The sequence below is a fragment of the Bradyrhizobium sp. genome (genome assembly GCF_035935975.1).
GTDB lineage: Bacteria > Pseudomonadota > Alphaproteobacteria > Rhizobiales > Xanthobacteraceae > Bradyrhizobium.
Genome location: NZ_DASYWN010000038.1, coordinates 64,536 through 81,737, shown reverse-complemented (window position 1 = coordinate 81,737; position 17,202 = coordinate 64,536). Strand labels below are relative to the sequence as shown.

General features: G+C 65.0%; 16 protein-coding genes. 12 read left to right on the top strand and 4 right to left on the bottom strand.

The features are described from left to right. The first annotated feature begins 122 nt into the window (after window positions 1–122). Genes cpaB through VGR99_RS20850 form a run of 7 tightly spaced genes read left to right on the top strand, consistent with a single transcriptional unit; the run spans window position 123 to window position 7,890 of the window. Window positions 123–923, top strand: coding sequence for a Flp pilus assembly protein CpaB (cpaB, locus tag VGR99_RS20880; RefSeq protein WP_326900925.1), 801 nt, complete (start codon window positions 123–125; stop codon window positions 921–923). A gap of 11 nt (window positions 924–934) precedes the next feature. Then, window positions 935–2,410 carry a type II and III secretion system protein family protein gene (locus tag VGR99_RS20875; protein ID WP_326900923.1) on the top strand — a complete coding sequence of 492 codons (1,476 nt, stop codon included), beginning with the start codon at window positions 935–937 and terminating at the stop codon, window positions 2,408–2,410. 20 nt (window positions 2,411–2,430) lie between these two features. Then, window positions 2,431–3,165, top strand: a complete 735-nt coding sequence (locus tag VGR99_RS20870; protein ID WP_326900921.1) for a CpaD family pilus assembly protein — start codon at window positions 2,431–2,433, stop codon at window positions 3,163–3,165. Continuing rightward, window positions 3,162–4,430: an AAA family ATPase gene (locus VGR99_RS20865; RefSeq protein WP_326900920.1), complete on the top strand. Its 1,269-nt coding sequence runs from the start codon at window positions 3,162–3,164 to the stop codon at window positions 4,428–4,430. The genes VGR99_RS20870 and VGR99_RS20865 overlap by 4 nt, the downstream gene beginning before the upstream one ends. Window positions 4,431–4,451: 21 nt before the next feature. Next, window positions 4,452–5,912 (top strand): CpaF family protein, encoded by a 1,461-nt coding sequence (locus tag VGR99_RS20860; RefSeq protein ID WP_326900919.1) that lies wholly within the window; start codon window positions 4,452–4,454, stop codon window positions 5,910–5,912. Window positions 5,913–5,928: 16 nt separating this feature from the next. After that, window positions 5,929–6,906: a type II secretion system F family protein gene (locus tag VGR99_RS20855; RefSeq protein WP_326900917.1), complete on the top strand. Its 978-nt coding sequence runs from the start codon at window positions 5,929–5,931 to the stop codon at window positions 6,904–6,906. A gap of 9 nt (window positions 6,907–6,915) precedes the next feature. Continuing rightward, a complete protein-coding gene (locus tag VGR99_RS20850; RefSeq protein ID WP_326900916.1) occupies window positions 6,916–7,890 on the top strand; it encodes a type II secretion system F family protein in 975 nt (324 codons plus the stop codon). A gap of 53 nt (window positions 7,891–7,943) precedes the next feature. On the opposite strand, the gene VGR99_RS20845 is transcribed toward VGR99_RS20850, so the two are convergent. Then, a protein-coding gene (locus VGR99_RS20845; protein ID WP_326900915.1) for an IS5 family transposase occupies window positions 7,944–8,706 on the bottom strand; the annotation gives its coding sequence in 2 pieces (ribosomal slippage) (window positions 7,944–8,489 and window positions 8,491–8,706; 762 coding nt in all). A 281-nt stretch (window positions 8,707–8,987) separates the two neighbouring features. Here VGR99_RS20845 and VGR99_RS20840 point away from each other — a divergent pair. The 3 genes from VGR99_RS20840 (at window position 8,988) to VGR99_RS20830 (ending at window position 11,463) form a co-directional block, all read left to right on the top strand. Then, entirely contained in the window at window positions 8,988–9,155 is a 168-nt protein-coding gene (locus VGR99_RS20840) for a hypothetical protein (protein ID WP_326900914.1), read from the top strand. Window positions 9,156–9,433: 278 nt separating this feature from the next. Next, on the top strand, window positions 9,434–10,066 hold the full coding sequence (locus tag VGR99_RS20835) for a hypothetical protein (protein WP_326900913.1): 633 nt from the start codon (window positions 9,434–9,436) through the stop codon (window positions 10,064–10,066). Beyond that, window positions 10,063–11,463 carry a DASS family sodium-coupled anion symporter gene (locus VGR99_RS20830; protein ID WP_326900912.1) on the top strand — a complete coding sequence of 467 codons (1,401 nt, stop codon included), beginning with the start codon at window positions 10,063–10,065 and terminating at the stop codon, window positions 11,461–11,463. Before VGR99_RS20835 ends, VGR99_RS20830 begins: the two co-directional genes overlap by 4 nt. A gap of 422 nt (window positions 11,464–11,885) precedes the next feature. Here the strand turns inward: VGR99_RS20830 and VGR99_RS20825 are convergent, their stop codons facing one another. The 3 genes from VGR99_RS20825 to VGR99_RS20815 all read right to left on the bottom strand — a co-directional run bounded on the left by VGR99_RS20825 (window position 11,886) and on the right by VGR99_RS20815 (window position 14,777). Further along, window positions 11,886–12,701: a tetratricopeptide repeat protein gene (locus VGR99_RS20825; RefSeq protein ID WP_326900911.1), complete on the bottom strand. Its 816-nt coding sequence runs from the start codon at window positions 12,699–12,701 to the stop codon at window positions 11,886–11,888. Window positions 12,702–12,786: 85 nt separating this feature from the next. Beyond that, a complete protein-coding gene (locus VGR99_RS20820) occupies window positions 12,787–14,280 on the bottom strand; it encodes a metallophosphoesterase (protein WP_326900910.1) in 1,494 nt (497 codons plus the stop codon). Between the two features lie 293 nt (window positions 14,281–14,573). Further along, a complete protein-coding gene (locus VGR99_RS20815; RefSeq protein WP_092032077.1) occupies window positions 14,574–14,777 on the bottom strand; it encodes a hypothetical protein in 204 nt (67 codons plus the stop codon). A 201-nt stretch (window positions 14,778–14,978) separates the two neighbouring features. Here VGR99_RS20815 and VGR99_RS20810 point away from each other — a divergent pair, with 201 nt between their 5' ends. Then, complete coding sequence (locus VGR99_RS20810; RefSeq protein WP_326900908.1) at window positions 14,979–16,352, top strand: leucyl aminopeptidase family protein; 1,374 nt, start codon at window positions 14,979–14,981, stop codon at window positions 16,350–16,352. Continuing rightward, window positions 16,345–17,187, top strand: coding sequence for a C40 family peptidase (locus VGR99_RS20805; RefSeq protein WP_326900907.1), 843 nt, complete (start codon window positions 16,345–16,347; stop codon window positions 17,185–17,187). Before VGR99_RS20810 ends, VGR99_RS20805 begins: the two co-directional genes overlap by 8 nt. The last annotated feature ends 15 nt before the right edge of the window (window positions 17,188–17,202 follow it).

Genomic DNA, 17,202 nt, shown 5'->3' with positions numbered 1-17,202 from the left:
CCGGGTAAACCCGGCGTTAAGCCGATTTAGATACGCCTCATTAACCATGCTTTGACGAATAGCTGGTCAACTGCCGATCACGGCGGCGGCAGCGTCGCGGCGTTTTGTGGAAAGTGAAGCGTATGAATAGGGCACGCATAGTCGTCCTGACGGTCGCCATCTGCGCCGGCGGCGTCGCCGCGTACCTGGCGAGCGGCTCGGACAATTCTGCGCATCCGCCAGCGGCTCCGGTCGCACAGCTTCCCACCGTCGACGTGCTGGTGGCCAAGAACGACATCGGCCTCGGTCAGACCGTGAAGCCGGAAGACGTGCAATGGCAGACCTGGCCGGCAGCGACCGCCAGCACCACCTTCATCCGCCGCAACGAGCGTCCCGAGGGCGCGAGCCAGGTGACCGGCTCGATCGCGCGCGCTCCGTTCATCCAGGGTGAGCCGATCCGCGACCAGAAGCTGGTCAAGCCCGAAGGCTCCGGCTTCATGGCGGCGATCCTGCCGACCGGCATGCGCGCGATCTCGACCGAGATCTCGCCGGAGACCGGTGCAGGCGGCTTCATCCTGCCCAACGATCGCGTCGACGTGCTCCTGACCCGCCGCCTCAAGAACCCCGACCAGAGCAGCGGCGCCCCAGACATCGTCACGTCCGAGATCATCCTGACCAATGTCCGCGTGCTCGCGATCGACCAGGCTCCGAAGGAGAAGGAAGGTCAGAACGCGGTGGTCGGCAAGACCGTGACCCTCGAGCTCAATCCGTCGCAGACCCAGTTGCTGTCCGCCTCCCGCCAGAGCGGCACGCTGTCGCTGGCGCTGCGCAGCATCGTCGACGTCAAGATGAGCGAGATCACGCTCGACGATTCCGCGCAGAAGCGCGACGGCGTTTCGATCATTCGCTACGGAATCCCAAGCTCGACGGCGAAGCCACGATGAGGACTGTCGATATGAAATGCAGGGCAGATATGGCGACGATGCGAACCTCGATGGTCCGCGCCCTGTCGTTCTCGGCCGCTCTCGCGCTGACGCTGAACCCGGCGCTGAGCCCCGTGGTCGCAGCCGACTACCGCCCGGGGACACCGGTTGCGGCCGACGGCCAGATGAACGCGCGCTTCCTCTCGCTCGGCGTCGGCAAGTCGATCGTGATCGACCTGCCGCGCGACATCAAGGACGTGCTCGTCGCCGATCCCAAGATCGCCAATGCGGTGGTGCGCTCGGCGCAGCGCGCCTACATCATCGGCGCGGCGATCGGCCAGACCAACATCGTGTTCTTCGATTCCGCGGGACAGCAGATCGCGGCCTATGACATCGCGGTCAAGCGCGATCTCAACGGCGCGCGGGCCGCACTGAAGCAGATCCTGCCCAATTCCGACATCCAGATCGACGGGCTTGCCGAGGGCATCATCCTGACGGGCTCGGTGGCTTCCCCGATCGAGGCGCAGCAGGCCCAGGAGCTCGCCACGCGCCTCGCCGGCGGCGCCGACAAGGTGGTGAACTCGATCGTGGTTCGCGGCCGCGACCAGGTCATGCTCAAGGTAACGGTGGCCGAGGTCCAGCGCAGCATCGTCAAGCAGCTCGGCATCGACCTCACCGCGAACCTGAACTACGGCACCTCGGTGGTGAGCTTCACCAATACCAACCCGTTCACGGCTCTCGGCCACAACCTCGTGGACGGCAACAATCTGACCACGAAGTTCGGCTCGACGCCGTCGGTGCAGGCCACGCTGCGTGCGATGGAAACCGCGGGCGTGATCCGGACGCTGGCCGAGCCGAACCTGACCGCGATCTCCGGTGAGTCCGCGACCTTCATCGCCGGCGGCGAATTCCCGGTGCCGGCAGGTTATGCGTGCGACCCGACCACGCATGTCTGCACCACGCAGATCAGCTTCAAGAAGTTCGGCATCTCGCTCAACTTCACCCCGATCGTCCTGAGCGAGGGCAAGATCAGCCTGCGGGTGATGACCGAGGTCTCGGAACTGTCGAACGAAAACGCGATCACGCTGTCCCAGGCGGTGACCTCGACCTCGGTGAACTCGCTGACGGTGCCCTCGATCAGGACCCGCCGCGCCGAGACCTCGCTGGAAATTCCCTCCGGCGGCGCGATGGCGATGGCCGGCCTGATCCAGCAGCAGACCAAGCAGGCGATCAGCGGATTGCCGGGTCTGATGCAGCTCCCGGTTCTCGGCACGCTGTTCCGCAGCCGCGACTTCGTCAACAACGCGACCGAGCTGGTCGTGATCGTGACGCCCTACGTCGTTCGCGCGGCCTCGCCGAAGGACCTGTCGCGGCCGGATGACGGCTTCGCCGCGCCCTCCGATCCGCAGGCCGAGCTGCTCGGCAACATCAATCGCATCTACGGCGTGCCCGGTAAGACCGAGCCGGCGCGCAACTACCGCGGCACCTACGGTTTCATCACCGACTGAAGCGGAACGGGGACCTCACGATGACCACAAGACCACCCCAGCTTCGCAAACGCGCCATCGGCCTCGGTGGCGCGCTCGTCGGCATCGCGCTGGCGCTTGGCGGCTGCCAGCACGACCAGGACGTCGTGGCTTCCATTCCTGACGATTACAAGCAGCGTCATCCGATCGCGATCGAGGAGCAGAACCGCTCGATCGTCGTCTTTGTCGGCCACGCCCGTGGCGGATTGACCGCCGCCCAGCGCGCCGACGTGATGGGCCTGGCATCGACCTGGATGCACGAGGGCACTGGCGCCATTCATATCGACGCGCCGTCCGGCACGCCCAACGCGCGCCCGGTCGCCGAAACGATGCGCGAGATCCAGGGGTTGCTGGCGGCCGCGGGCGTTCCACCGCGCGGCGTCACCGTCCGCCCCTACCAGCCGGAGGACAAGCGCTTCCTGCCCCCGATCCGGATGACCTATTCCAGGATCGCCGCGGTCGCCGGCCCCTGTGGACTGTGGCCGGAGGACCTCGGCCCCTCCATGAAGAACAAGAGCTGGTTCCAGAACAAGGACTACTACAATTACGGCTGCGCCTATCAGCGCAACATGGCCGCCATGATCGACAACCCGTCGGACCTCGAGCAGCCGCGCCCGGAAACGCCGTCCTACACGACGCGGCGCACCGCGGCCTTCGAGAAATATCGCAAGGGAAATCCGACCGCGGTTACCTATCCTGAGGCCGAAAAGGCCAAACTCAGCGACACCGGCAAATGATCAGTTACGCTCGCCAGACACACGAAGAGCAGCCGGAGGCTCCGCCCCCGCCGGTCGAGGAGCATATTGCGCCCGCGCCGCGCGTCTCGGTCCAGGCCTTCTGCGAGACCGTGGAGACCGCTGCCGCGGTGCAGTCGGCCGGCGAGGATCGCCGGCTCGGCAAGGCTCATTTGAAGATCCAGATGGGCGGCATGGCTGCCGCGATCGAGGCCTACCGCTCGGCCCCGACGCCGAACGTGATCGTGCTCGAGAGCGACGGCCGCACCGACCTCCTGGGCGGGCTCGACCAGCTTGCCACCGTCTGCGACGCCGGCACCCGCGTGGTCGTGATCGGCCGCATCAACGACGTCATGCTCTATCGCGAGCTGGTGCGGCGCGGCGTCAGCGACTACGTGCTCGCGCCGGTCGGCGCGATCGACGTCGTTCGCTCGATCTGCAACCTGTTCTCGGCGCCGGAAGCCAAGGCGGTCGGCCGCATCATCGCGGTGGTCGGCGCCAAGGGCGGCGTCGGCGCCTCGACCATCTCCCACAACGTGGCCTGGGCGATTGCGCGCGACCTCGCGATGGACGCGGTCGTCGCCGATCTCGACCTCGCCTTCGGCACCGCCGGCCTCGACTACAATCAGGACCCGCCGCAGGGCATCGCGGACGCCGTGTTCTCGCCGGATCGCGTCGATACCGCCTTCATCGACCGCCTGCTGTCGAAATGCACCGACCATCTCAGCCTGCTGGCCGCCCCGGCGACGCTCGACCGGGTCTATGATTTCGGCACCGACGCCTTCGACGCCGTGTTCGACACGCTGCGCTCCACCATGCCCTGCATCGTGCTCGACATCCCGCATCAATGGTCGGGCTGGACCAAGCGCGCCCTGATCGGTGCCGACGACATCCTGATCGTGGCCGCGCCCGACCTCGCCAATCTGCGCAATACCAAGAACCTGTTCGACCTTCTGAAGGCCTCGCGACCGAACGACCGGCCGCCGCTGTACTGCCTGAACCAGGTCGGGGTGCCGAAACGGCCCGAAATCGCCGCCGCGGAGTTCGCCAAGGCGATCGAGAGCCAGCCGGTCGTCTCGATCCCGTTCGAGCCCCAGATCTTCGGGGCTGCCGCCAACAACGGCCAGATGATCGCGGAGATCTCGGCCAACCACAAGTCGATCGAGATGTTCCTCCAGATCGCCCAGCGTCTGACCGGCCGCAGCGAAACGAAGAAACAAAAGTCGTCCCTGCTTTCACCCCTGATTGAGAAGTTGCGGGGAAAATAGGCCGCCGCATGGAGTCGTTAAGTGTTCGGTAAGCGTAGCGGAACAGACACCGACCTTCGGGCCCCGAAGCCCGCCGCGTCGCCAGAGCCAGCCCCGGCTCCGGCGCCGACGGTGTCGCGCGCGCCGCCCCCGCCGGCCGTCGCCTCGCCGCCGCTCGCCCCGGCGAAGCCCGCGCCGGCCATGGAGACGCGCCGCTCGGACAATTACTATGAGGTCAAGGCGACCATCTTCGGCGCGCTGATCGAGGCCATCGACCTCGCCCAGCTCGCCAAGCTCGATTCGGAATCGGCCCGCGAGGAAATCCGCGACATCGTCAACGAGATCATCGCGATCAAGAACATCGTGATGTCGATCGCCGAGCAGGAAGAGCTGCTCGACGATATCTGCAACGACGTGCTCGGCTATGGTCCGCTCGAGCCGCTGCTGTCGCGCGACGACATCGCCGACATCATGGTCAACGGCGCCAACACGGTCTTCATCGAAGTCAACGGCAAGATCCAGAAGACCGGCATCCGCTTCCGCGACAACCAGCAGCTCCTCAACATCTGCCAGCGCATCGTCAGCCAGGTCGGCCGGCGCGTCGACGAATCCTCGCCGATCTGCGACGCGCGCCTCGCCGACGGCTCCCGCGTCAACGCCATCGTGCCGCCGCTGTCGATCGACGGCCCTGCGCTCACCATCCGCAAATTCAAGAAGGACAAGCTGACGCTCGATCAGCTCGTCAAGTTCGGCGCGATCTCGCCGGAGGGCGCCGAGATCCTCCAGATCATCGGCCGCGTTCGCTGCAACGTGCTGATCTCCGGCGGTACCGGCTCGGGCAAGACCACGCTGCTCAACTGCCTTACCAACTACATCGAGCACGACGAGCGCGTCATCACCTGCGAGGACGCCGCCGAGCTCCAGCTCCAGCAGCCCCATGTGGTGCGGCTGGAAACCCGCCCGCCCAACATCGAGGGCGAGGGCCAGGTCACGATGCGCGAACTGGTGCGCAACTGCCTGCGTATGCGCCCCGAACGCATCATCGTCGGCGAGGTCCGCGGACCCGAGGCGTTCGACCTGCTGCAGGCCATGAACACCGGCCATGACGGCTCGATGGGCACGCTGCACGCCAACAACCCGCGCGAAGCCCTGTCGCGCTGCGAATCCATGATCACGATGGGCGGCTTCTCGCTGCCGTCGCGAACCATCCGCGAAATGATCTGCGCCTCGATCGACGTCATCGTGCAGGCGGCGCGCCTGCGCGACGGTTCGCGCCGCATCACCCACATCACCGAGGTGATGGGCATGGAAGGCGACACCATCATCACCCAGGACATCTTCCTCTACGACATGGTCGGCGAGGACGCCAACGGCAAGATCATCGGCAAGCACCGCTCGACCGGCATCGGCCGTCCGAAGTTCTGGGAGCGCGCCCGCTATTACGGCGACGAGAAACGCCTTGCCGCCGCGCTCGACGCCGCGGAAGTGGCACCGAAGACGTGAGCAGGTCATCGACGCCATGAACATGCAGGTCCTCGCCCTCGCCTTCCTCGCCACCGCCGCCGTCGGCGGCATCGCCTGGGTCTTCCTCTATCCGCTGCTGTCGGGCGAGCGGAAAGCGGAGAGCCGCCGCGCCTCGATCGCGCGCGCCGATGCCCCCGCGGCCAAGCAGTCCGAGAAGAGCCAGCGGTCGCGCCGCGAGCAGGTCGAGACGTCGCTGAAGGATCTCGAGGCCCGGCGTCAGCAGGAAAAGAGCGTTCCGCTCAGCGTCCGCCTGTCGCAGGCCGGGCTCGACTGGACGCCGCAGAAATTCTGGATCGTGTCGGCCGTCGTGGGCGGCGCGTTCTTCGCGGGCGCCATGTTCGTCGGCGGCGGCCTGCTCGGCGCCGCGGGCCTTGCCTTTGCCGGCGGCCTCGGCCTGCCGCGCTGGGCGCTCGGCTTCCTGAAGAAGCGCCGCGAAACCAAGTTCCTGGCGGCCCTCCCCGACGCCGTCGACGTCATCGTCCGCGGCATCAAGGCGGGCCTGCCGCTGTTCGAATCGATCAAGGTGGTCGCGGCCGATTCGCCCGAGCCGCTGCGCAGCGAGTTCCTGGCCATCATCGAGACCCAGGCGATCGGCATGCCGCTCGGTGAAGCCTGCACGCGCCTCTACGAGCGCATGCCGCTGCCGGAAGCCAACTTCTTCGGCATCGTCATCTCGATCCAGCAGAAGTCGGGCGGCAACCTCTCCGAAGCGCTGGGCAACCTCTCCAAGGTGCTGCGCGACCGCAAGAAGATGAAGGAAAAGATCCAGGCGATGTCGATGGAAGCCAAGGCTTCGGCCGGCATCATCGGCTCGCTGCCGCCGATCGTGATGTTCCTCGTCTATCTGACGACGCCACACTACATCTCGCTGCTTTGGACCCATCCCACCGGCCAGCTCATGCTGGTCGGCTGCGTCATCTGGATGTCGATCGGCATCATGGTGATGAAGAAAATGATCAATTTCGACTTTTGACGGTGCCGTATGGTCGAGTTTCTCGTTGCGAAACTACATGACGTCCGCTTCATGACCATGCTGCTGGCGGCCATCGCCGCCAGCGCGACCGTCTATACGCTGGTGATGCCGCTGTTCGCCGGCGAGGGCCTGTCCAAGCGCATGAAGGCGGTGGCGAGCGAGCGCGAGCGCATCCGCCAGCGCGAGCGTGACCGCCTCAGCAAGAACGAGAAAGTCTCGCTGCGCCAGACACCGAAACAGGTCGTCTCCAGGGTCGTCGAAGACTTCAACCTCACCAAATGGCTCGCGCAGGAAGCAGCGCGCGAAAAGCTCATCATGGCCGGCTACCGCGGCCAGGCGCCCTACGTCACCTTCCTGTTCGCCCGCATGGTTGCGCCGATCGTGCTGTTCGTGGGCACGGTCATCTATGTGTTCCTAATTGCACACATGGACCGGCCGATGCCGATCAAGATTGGTATCTGCGTCGGTGCGGCCTATCTCGGCCTGCAAGCGCCGATGCTGTTCCTCAAGAACGCGATCTCCAAGCGCCAGCTCTCGATCAAGCGCGCCTTTCCCGACGCGCTCGACCTGCTGCTGATCTGCATCGAGTCCGGCATGTCGGTTGAAATGGCGTTCCGCAAGGTCGCGACCGAAATCGTGGGCCAGTCGATCGCGCTGTCGGAAGAATTCACCCTGACCACCGCCGAGCTGTCCTATCTGCAGGATCGCAAGGTCGCCTATGAGAACCTGGCGCGGCGCACCGGGCTCGAAGGCGTCAAATCGGTGTGTCTCGCGCTTCAGCAGGCGGAGCGCTACGGCACGCCGCTCGGGCACTCCCTGCGCGTCATGGCGCAGGAAAACCGCGACATGCGCATGAACGAGGCCGAGAAGAAGGCCGCCGCGCTGCCGCCGAAGCTGACGGTGCCGATGATCCTGTTCTTCCTGCCGGTGCTGTTCGTCGTCATTCTCGGACCGACCGGCATCAAGATCTCCGAACTGCAGTGACTCAAAAGGCGGACCGCGAGCGGTCCGCCGGCAACTTCAAAAATAGGGTCTGATTAGGACGCGGACTCATTAAGGCGCAGCCACAGCCTGATTGACGCGAGTTGAACGAAGGCAAGGTAGTTGGCGGCGAGCCTGTCGTAGCGCGTTGCGACCCGACGACATTGTTTGATCCTGTTAAAGAACCGCTCGACCCGGTTGCGAGCGCGGTAGAGATAGGGGCTGAAGCAGATCAGATCGCTGCGGTTGCTTTTCGGCGGGATGTTGGCCCACGCGCCCTTCTTTATGGCGAGCTCCCTGATCCAGTCGGCATCATAGCCACGGTCGGCAAGCAGCATTGACCCGACTTTCAGACGAGACAGCAGTTTTGCGGCAAGTCGAACGTCGTGCGCCTCACCGGGGCTCAGCGCCAGCCGTACCGGCGGACCATTGCTATCGACCACCGCATGGATTTTGCTCGTCAAGCCGCCGCGGGACCTTCCCATCGATTGGCGCTGGTTTCGTGTGATGCAGGCTCCATGCTGATGTACACGGACAATGGAGGTGTCGATCATCTGGACAGCGGCATCGTGGGCAGCAGCAAGTGCGTCTATGATGCGGCCCCCAGACACCAGCCCGCCGCCAGCGGACGAAACGATTATAGCAGGTCGTGTAAGGGCCAAAATGATCCGGCAAACCGCGCCAAGGTGCCCCGGATCGCAGGACCCAGAAGATGCCGTTGAGGACACGCCGGTCGTTTACCCGGGGAACGCCACGCGGCTTGTTCGGCAGCATGGGCTTGATGGCAACCCATTCATAGTCGGCGAGTTCGTCGCGCATGATTCGCCCCCCAGTTTGGGAGTTTGAATCGCGCGGGGCCGCCCAAGCGCAACGCTTCTGGCCCGGCCCCGGTTCGGCGCTCACAGGGTAGAAGCGGACATCAACCTCCCGACAACCCCCGCTGAATCCGTCGAAAATGACCCGAAGCGGACATTGGATTGCGATCCTAGTTAGCACCGGTCAGCCGTTTTCGTGCGAAGCCTCGGCCAAGTAAATTTCAGCGGAACGGCGGCAAGTGGACCGACCAGCGATGACCACGGCACTAGACAATCGTCTCTACCGTGGTCACGCCACGCAATGTCGGGTTACGTGAGCAACCCGATGACGATGATCCCGGCGGCGAGGGCCAGACCGCCGGCGAGCAGACCGAAGAACACTCCATCATTGTGACCACCATGATGTTTGCCACCAGTCACCTGCTCGAGATCGTCGAGGGACAGCTCAGTTAATCGGCAATTTCGGGGATCAAGGGTTTGGTAGTCATGGCAATCTCCGTTTGCTTCCGACCGGGCAAGCGATCATCGCTTCCGTTTATCGCGTGACGACTGAATGCCGGAATGTCTGGATGCGCGCTGTTCCCGAGGGAACACCCAGACCGGGCGGATGATATTCGATCCTAGCGCCCCCGGCCGCGGGGTGCGCGCGGTCTGCGTCAATTGATCCACATCAAGCGGGCGTTTCGGTTCTGTGCCGTCATCCTGTTCTTAAGTCCATGTGGAGGCGACGGATGTTTCTTTTCGCTGCACTTTGGTGCGGGTATTCGGATCGGATGGTCAGTGATCGCAGCCTCCGTGGCGCAGCGCGGCATCCCGGGAAAAATGGCTCGCAGAGATCAACCCTTCTCCTCGTCGTGCTGACGCTCGCCGGACTTGGCGCTGCGCAGCCGGCGCGTGCTGACTCTTCCCCCGAGTGGCGCGAGTTCAGCGGAACGTGGACGGCGGCCGGCAGGCGACAGGACATCGGTCTCGGCGGCGATCGTCGCGCCTCGGTTGCGGATTACAGCGGATCACTGATGCTCTACGGGACCTCGCGTCCTGCGCTGGGCTTCCGCGCGGAGGCCGTCGTGCTCAACGACAGTGCGACGGGCTTGATCGGACGGGCTGTCTGGACCGACGAGACCGACAACCACGTCTACAGCGAGCTTCGCGGCGAAACCACCGCGGCAGGCAACCGCATCGTCGGGACCTTTGTCGGTGGCAGCGGCCGGTACAGGGGCGCGACAGGCACCTACGAGTTTTCCTGGCGCTTCCTGCTGGAGACCGAAGACGGGATCGTGCAGGGCCAGTCAACGGGGCTCAGCGGCAAGGTCCGGTTTTTGCCGACACTGGGCCGGCCGGGCGGAGGCACGTCCGACCGATGACACCACCCCTCACACTCCTGAAGCAGGCGTTGCCGTTCGTGCTTGCGATCGGCATCTGGCTGACACCCGTTCCCGCTGGATTGACCGCGCCCGCCTGGCACCTGTTTGCCGTGTTTGCAGCGGCGATCGCCTCGGTGCTGATCGGCTCTTTTCCGCTGCTCCCGTCCGCGCTGCTCGCTGTCGCGGCGGCGGTCCTGACCGGCACCGTCTCGCCGGCGAAGGCCTTTTCCGGCTTTGCCAACCCCAGTGTGCTGCTGGTCGTGATTGCCTTCCTGGTCGCGATCGCCGTGGTGAAGTCGGGCCTGGGGCGACGCATCAGCCTGTTCATGGTAAGCCTGTTCGGCCAATCGTCCATTGGGCTTGCCTACAGTATCGTCATCACGGACGCGCTCATCGCTCCGGGCTTTCCCAGCAACACGGCGCGAGGCGGTGTTCTGTTCCCGATCGTGCTGTCGGTCGCCACCGGGTCCGGTTCGCGACCGGATGATCCCAACGGTCGCAAACTGGGCGGCTACCTCATGTTCTGCGGGATGGCGAGCTTGTCGGTTTCGTCGGCGCTTTGGATGACCGCCACCTCGGCGAACCCGCTCGGGGTCCAGGTGGTCAAGGATTTCGGGGTGGCAATCGGCTTCGGCAAATGGCTGGTCGTGGCGGCCGTGCCTGCACTGACTGCGCTTCTGCTGCTTCCCTGGGTTGTGACGCGCATTTTCCCGCCGGGAGTTGGCCAAACACCCGATGCACCCGTTGCGGCGCGGAAGGAACTTGCGACGCTCGGTCCGCTCAAGCGCGATGAATGGATCACGGCCGGCATATTTGCGTTCATGATCCTGGGTTGGGTGTCTGCCGATCTGTTGCAGCTGAATGCCACCAGCGTCGCCTTCGCCGGGCTCGGAATGCTGCTCATTTCAAGAGTCCTGGAATTGACAGACATCGCGGAACACGGAGAGGCGCTCGAAACTTTTCTGTGGCTTGCCGTTTTGTTTGCCTTGAGCGGGCAGCTCAACGAAATGGGGTTCATGGGTTACGTCGGCCAGCGGCTGGCCTCCTACATCGTCGGCCTTTCATGGCAAATGACGTACGTCGTTCTGATCGTGCTGTACGTGCTGATCCACTACTTATTTGTCAGCCAGACTTCACAGGTGCTGGCTTTGCTCGGCGTTTTCGTTGACGTCGGCGTCCGGGGAGGCGTGCCAGCACCGCTGATGGCGTTTGCGCTGCTGTTTGCGAGCAGTTACTTCTCGGTCATCACACCCCAGGGCGGCAGCCAGAACGTGATCTTCGTGAGCAGCGGCTACCTCACACAGGCGGAACTCTACCGGCTTGGCCTGCTCGTGACACTCTTCTTCCTTGCAGTGTTTCTGATCATTGGGACCCCGTGGATCCTGCTAGTCGCTTGACGACTCGCCGAAGCGCCCCTCATGGCGGGGTTGACGACGACAAAGCTGGCGGCCGTCGCGCTGACCGCAGCGCCCGGCGCGATAGTCGGGGTCGCGGCGGCGGGTGAGGACGGGCATGGGCGTATTTAAGCCGATAGTCGCCAGGCCGAGGCAACGTGCTGCGGGCGGGGATAAGTAGTTCTACGGGCCGACACGGGAATCAACCTAGAGACCGCCAAGGACTTGGGGATTAAAGTACCGATGTCGCTACTCGGCCGCGCTGATGAGGTGATCGAATAGTCAGCTTGCTGCGATGCATGAGTCCGGAAATGGCCCATCGCGACATATTGCGCTGCCGCACGAGCTCGGCCGCTACAGGGGCAAAGCGGACATTGCGTTCGTCGCATGACGTCGCTGGGTTGCTGGGTTTATGGGTACACGGCCTAGTCGGGCTGGCTGAGCGAGGCGACCGGCGTCCGCTTCGGCGCGCCGCGCGGAGCTTCGTTGCGGTTCAGCATATCCTTCAGATATGCGACATTGGCCGCGGCCTGATCCGGCGGCAGGTCCGCCTTGACGATGGTCTCGGCCTCCGCGAAGCGGCCCTGGAGACCGACGACGAGGCCGAGATTCTGCCGCACCCGGCTGCTGGCACGCGGCGAGGCATAGGCCTGCCGCAGCGCCTCTTCAGCCTTGGGCAGATCCCGCGAGAGCATGTAGGACAGGCCGAGATTGGAGAGCACGCCGGGATCACCCGGCGCGATCTTCAGCGCGCTCACGTAATAGGAACGCGCTTCCTCGTGGCGTCCCATCTGGTCGAGCGCGGTGCCCTGCACCGAGAGCAGGCGCCAGTCCGGATTGTCGGGCGAATGCGCCTTCGACAGCACGTCGAATGCCTGCTGGAAATTGCCGTTGTCGGCGAGCGCGCGGCCATACTGGGCCAGCAGCGGCTTGTTGCCGGGATTAGCGATGGTCGCCTGTTCGAGCACGGCGGCGGCCTGGGCGCGCTGGCCGTTGGCGCGCAAAGCCTGGCCATAGCCGAGCGCGGCCTCGGCGTCCTTGGGATTGGCGCGGTAACGTTCGCCATAGACTTCGACGGCACGCGCCGGATCGGTGGGAGCGGCCTCCGCCCGCGGCGATCCGATCGAGCCGGTGACGTCGGAGAACTTCGGCATCGACGAGCAGCCGCCGAGACTCATCGCCACCATCGCAACGAGCGAGGCAGACGCAAGAAGCCGTGCAGGACTGAACCGTTGACGCATGACGCCTTAACTCTCGAGCGGATGGATCGAGCCGAACGCGTCAGCAATAGACTGTTAACCCTAATGGCCGGTTAACGACGCGCCCTCACGGCGGCGTCTGCGGCGGCGCCTCCCCGCCGAGGCCGAGATCGAGGCCGAGCGCCTTCACCTGCTCGTTCAGGTCCCGCAGAAACAGCCCTCTCTGCGCGTTGAGATCGGTGCCGGCGCACGGCTCCGCGGGCCATTCGCGCCTGACGTCCTCGCGGCTGACCAGACGCCTCGCGACGAGCTCGTCGAACTGAAATGGATCAATGCCGAGCGCACCGGCAGAGTGCGCGATCAACCGGCGCAGCAGCCCGGCCGTCGCGGCGAGCGCCTCAACGTCATGCTTGCGGCCGGACCTTCCGAGCTTGCCTTGGAGATCGGCGAGGGCCTGCGAGGTGACGAGATAGACATAGAGTGCGCTGGTCCAATCCGCCCCGCCATCAGCATAGAAGGCGCGGCGCATCAGCAGCCGGCGAACCAGCCCCGCAACCTGATCCCGCTTGAGTGTCGCGAACGACGCGATCTCGATGGCCACCTGGACGGCTGGGTCGCGGGCGTAATCCCGCCCTGCCGGCAGCCGGATGACGCCATCAGGCAGGTTGGAGTCGAGCAGGTGGAAGCCACCATTATTGCGTGGCCGCGAATAGCGCGCGATCGCAAACCCGTATTCGACATCGTGGCCCGCGGACATCGGCCCGAAACGGATGATGTTGAAGCCGGCGTCGTCGCCGGCCTGCCCCGTCGACGACGGACAGGACAGCACGTAGATCGTGCGCCAGAATGTTTCATCGCCCGCGCTCCGCGTCGCACGCGGATCGGGAATCGAATAGCGGGTCAGCCCCTCGACATGCCGGTGACCGTGCAGGACCAGATCGACGTTGAGCGAGGTCGCAGCTTCGAGAAAGGTCGCAGGCGCGGCGAGATACATCAGCGGCTCGTCCGGCACGCCGAGAAACCGTTTGCCCTCGCCGGTTGCCTGCGGCAGCGGATGATGATGCAGCGCCAGCACCCGCACCAGGTTTTCCCCAGGCTCTGCATAGTCGGCGCGCCCCGCGGACCCCATGCTGCCGGCGAGCTCGATACTCAGCCGGGCGGAGTCCGCGACCATCGCATGGTAGGTGGTCTCGTCGATATTGCCGCGCGCAAGCGTCGTGAGGCTGGCGCGATTGGAATCCAGCAGCACCAGATCGAGACCGGCCTGGCGGTAATAGATGCTCTTCGAGGTCCGCGGCAGATGCAGGTAATCATAGACGTCGTGTCGTCCGGCGCGCTGGCTCGTCCGCTTGACGTCGTGATTGCCGGCTATCGCCTGGATGTCGGTGAATAGCCCTGTCTGCCGGAACGATGCGATGACAGCGAGCGCCTCGTCGAGCGCACGCGGCGTCGGATCGTCGACGAGATCGCCTGTGATCAGCAGGATGCGATCGGGAATGTCAGCGAGGCCCGCCATTCTCTCGCGCAGCGCAGCGCCGAGGGCCTCGATCGTCGCAAGCAGCCGCCCTGACCCGTCCAGATGCAGGTCGGAGATCTGCGCAATAACGAACGATCTATCCATGTTGCGCCGCTCATTGCGAATGCTGCGCCGCCCAAACGATGAGAGAAATGCCGTCGACGAGAAGCTTCAAGCCGGTCTCGGCCCGGGCAAGGATGACTCCGGGCAAGTATCAATCGTGTGCCGCTGCGCTTCCACACGCGACGCGTGCGACGCCGCACGGAACAATTTAAAATACCCGTCGATCATGCCACAACCGCAGCGCTAGTAAAGCCCTGCGGCCGCGCGGACGTGAACGGCAGTTCTCGGCGTGGGGAGCTACGGAATCCGGCCGCCCGAGGTTTCGCTTCGCCCGATCAATATTCGATGGCCATCCGCTTGCGGATTTCGTCGATGCGCTTGTCGAGCGCATCGAAGCGCGCGTGAACAGAGCGATCGTGGAGGTAGAAGACGTAGCCGCCGGCCAGGAACGCGAAGATCCAGTGATGATGCTCGACATAACCAAAGATCGCCTCGACGGCCTGGCCGATGAACGTGACCACGCTCCACACGAACTCCATTGCTGTCCTCCCGGCAGGATTTGCTTCGGCCACCCGCGCTTCTCCACGTCCGGCGGCCGTTTTTCGGAACCTAGCATGGCGCCCCGGCCACGAGTAGCGGCTCGCCGAACGGTGACGGCAAAGCGGATTGCGGCCACGGCAAAACTCTGCGAAGTCTGCTCCATTCGCTCATCAGCTTGAACTGACGACCCGGACCCGCCAATGCCTTCTGTCTTCGAGACGTCGCCGACCGCCATCCCGATCACTTTCGTCACCAAGTCGAGCTGGGATCAAATCGCCGAGACGCTGCCGCCGGCGCAACGCCAGTTCGCCAAAGCGAGCGCTTTTGCCGGCAAGCCCGGCGGCTACCTGGCGCTGCCGGCGCCCGACGGCACGATCGCGCAGGTGCTGTTCGGCCTTGATGACGAGGGTGCAAAATCGCGCGACCTGTTCCGGCCAGGCGCCCTGCCCGGCCTGCTGCCGCCGGGCACCTATCGTTTTGTCAATACGCCGCACGATGCGCGACTGGCGGCGCTGGCTTTTGTATTGGGTTGCTACCGCTTCGCCCGCTACCGCAAGGCCGATCGCCCCGATGTCCGCCTGGTGCCGCCGGATGGCATTGACGCCGCCGAAATCGATCGCATTGCGGATGCTGCGATGCTGGCGCGCGACCTCATCAACACGCCATCCAACGACATGGGTCCGGCGGAGCTGGCCGCGGCGGCGCAGTCACTGGCCTCCGAATTCGGCGCGAGCTTCGCCTGCACCATCGGCGAGGATCTGGAAAAGAACTTTCCGCTGATCCACGCCGTCGGCATGGCCTCCAGCCGCGCCCCGCGGCTGATCGACATCGGCTGGGGCGACCCCGACCATCCCAAGGTGACGCTGGTCGGCAAGGGCGTCTGCTTCGACACCGGCGGGCTCGATCTGAAACCCTCGAGCGGCATGCTGATCATGAAGAAGGACATGGGCGGCGCCGCCAACGTGCTGGCGCTCGCGCGCATGGTGATGGATGCCAAGCTGAAGGTCCGGCTGCGCGTGCTGATTCCCGCCGTGGAGAACGCGGTTGCCGGCAATGCCTTCCGCCCGCTCGACATTTTCACCTCGCGCAAGGGCATCACGGTGGAGATCGGCAACACCGACGCGGAAGGCCGCCTCGTGCTCGCCGACGCGCTGGCGCTGGCCGACGAGGAGAAGCCCGACCTGCTGATTGACTTGGGCACGCTGACCGGCGCGGCCCGCGTCGCGCTGGGCCCGGATTTGCCGCCCTTTTACACCAATGATGAGACGCTGGCCGCCGACGTCGCGCGGTGCGCGGTGAAGGAGAACGATCCGTTGTGGCGCATGCCGCTATGGCCGCCCTACGATGCGTGGCTGGATTCCAAGACCGCCACCATCACCAACGCGCCCTCCGGCGGCTTTGCCGGCTCGATCACCTGCGCGCTGTTCCTGCAGCGCTTCGTCGAGCACGCCAAGAGCTGGCTGCACGTCGACATCTACGGTTGGACACCGTCGGCGAAGCCGGCGCGTCCCGAAGGCGGCGAATGCCAGGCGGCACGCGCCATCTACAAGATGCTGAGCGAGCGCTATGCATGATCCGCGATTGACACCGGCACGAGGCGACCTCGCCGCAAAGTACCTCGAAGGCAAGGTGCAGGCGGATCGCTTCGTCACCGGCGAAGAGTTCGAGGTGACCGCGCCGATCGCGCCGGTGCGCGAGCAGCCGTCGTCGGGCGCGATGCTGATGACCGAAGCGCTGCGCGGCGAGCGCGTCACCGTCTACGACCGCAACGGCGAAGGCTGGGCCTGGGGCCAGCTCAGCGGCGACGGCTATGTCGGCTGGCTACCGGATGCGGCACTGACAAAGCCGGTGGCAACCCCGACGCACAAGGTAAGCGCGCTGCGAACGCTGGCTTTCCCCGGTCCCTCGATCAAGCTGCCGCCGGCCGACACGCTGGTGCTGGGATCGAAGATTACCGTGGCGCGCGAGGACGGCAGCTTCGCCGTGGCGCGCGACGGAACGTTCCTGCCGAAGTCGCATCTCGCCGCGCTCGATCATCGCGAGCCGGATTTCGTGGCCGTCGCCGAGCGTTTCGTCGGCACGCCCTATCTCTGGGGCGGCAAGAGCAGCCTCGGCATCGACTGCTCGGGCCTGGTGCAGGTTTCGCTGACTGCGGCCGGCATCGGCTGTCCGCGCGACAGCGACATGCAATTGGCCGGGCTCGGACGCGCCCTGGAGCCGCACGAGCGGAGCAAACTGCAACGTGGCGATCTGATCTTCTGGAAGGGCCATGTCGCGATCATCAGCGACGCCGTCACCATGGTTCACGCCAACGCGTATCACATGGCGACGGTGACCGAGCCGATCGAGCCCGCCATCGCGCGGATCAAGGCGGCCGGCAGCGAAATCGTCGCGATCAAGCGGCTTTAGGCGCACGCCAAGTTG

Bases quoted from the DNA above. Each gene is read 5' to 3' on its own strand.
- VGR99_RS20855 (WP_326900917.1), top strand. From the start codon at position 5,929: ATGAACATGCAGGTCCTCGCCCTCGCCTTCCTCGCCACCGCCGCCGTC.
- VGR99_RS20850 (WP_326900916.1), top strand. From the start codon at position 6,916: ATGGTCGAGTTTCTCGTTGCGAAACTACATGACGTCCGCTTCATGACC.
- VGR99_RS20825 (WP_326900911.1), bottom strand. From the start codon at position 12,701: ATGCGTCAACGGTTCAGTCCTGCACGGCTTCTTGCGTCTGCCTCGCTC.
- VGR99_RS20820 (WP_326900910.1), bottom strand. From the start codon at position 14,280: ATGGATAGATCGTTCGTTATTGCGCAGATCTCCGACCTGCATCTGGAC.
- VGR99_RS20810 (WP_326900908.1), top strand. From the start codon at position 14,979: ATGCCTTCTGTCTTCGAGACGTCGCCGACCGCCATCCCGATCACTTTC.
- VGR99_RS20815 (WP_092032077.1), bottom strand. From the start codon at position 14,777: ATGGAGTTCGTGTGGAGCGTGGTCACGTTCATCGGCCAGGCCGTCGAG.
- VGR99_RS20830 (WP_326900912.1), top strand. From the start codon at position 10,063: ATGACACCACCCCTCACACTCCTGAAGCAGGCGTTGCCGTTCGTGCTT.
- VGR99_RS20870 (WP_326900921.1), top strand. From the start codon at position 2,431: ATGACCACAAGACCACCCCAGCTTCGCAAACGCGCCATCGGCCTCGGT.
- cpaB (WP_326900925.1), top strand. From the start codon at position 123: ATGAATAGGGCACGCATAGTCGTCCTGACGGTCGCCATCTGCGCCGGC.
- VGR99_RS20865 (WP_326900920.1), top strand. From the start codon at position 3,162: ATGATCAGTTACGCTCGCCAGACACACGAAGAGCAGCCGGAGGCTCCG.
- VGR99_RS20835 (WP_326900913.1), top strand. From the start codon at position 9,434: ATGTTTCTTTTCGCTGCACTTTGGTGCGGGTATTCGGATCGGATGGTC.
- VGR99_RS20805 (WP_326900907.1), top strand. From the start codon at position 16,345: ATGCATGATCCGCGATTGACACCGGCACGAGGCGACCTCGCCGCAAAG.
- VGR99_RS20875 (WP_326900923.1), top strand. From the start codon at position 935: ATGAAATGCAGGGCAGATATGGCGACGATGCGAACCTCGATGGTCCGC.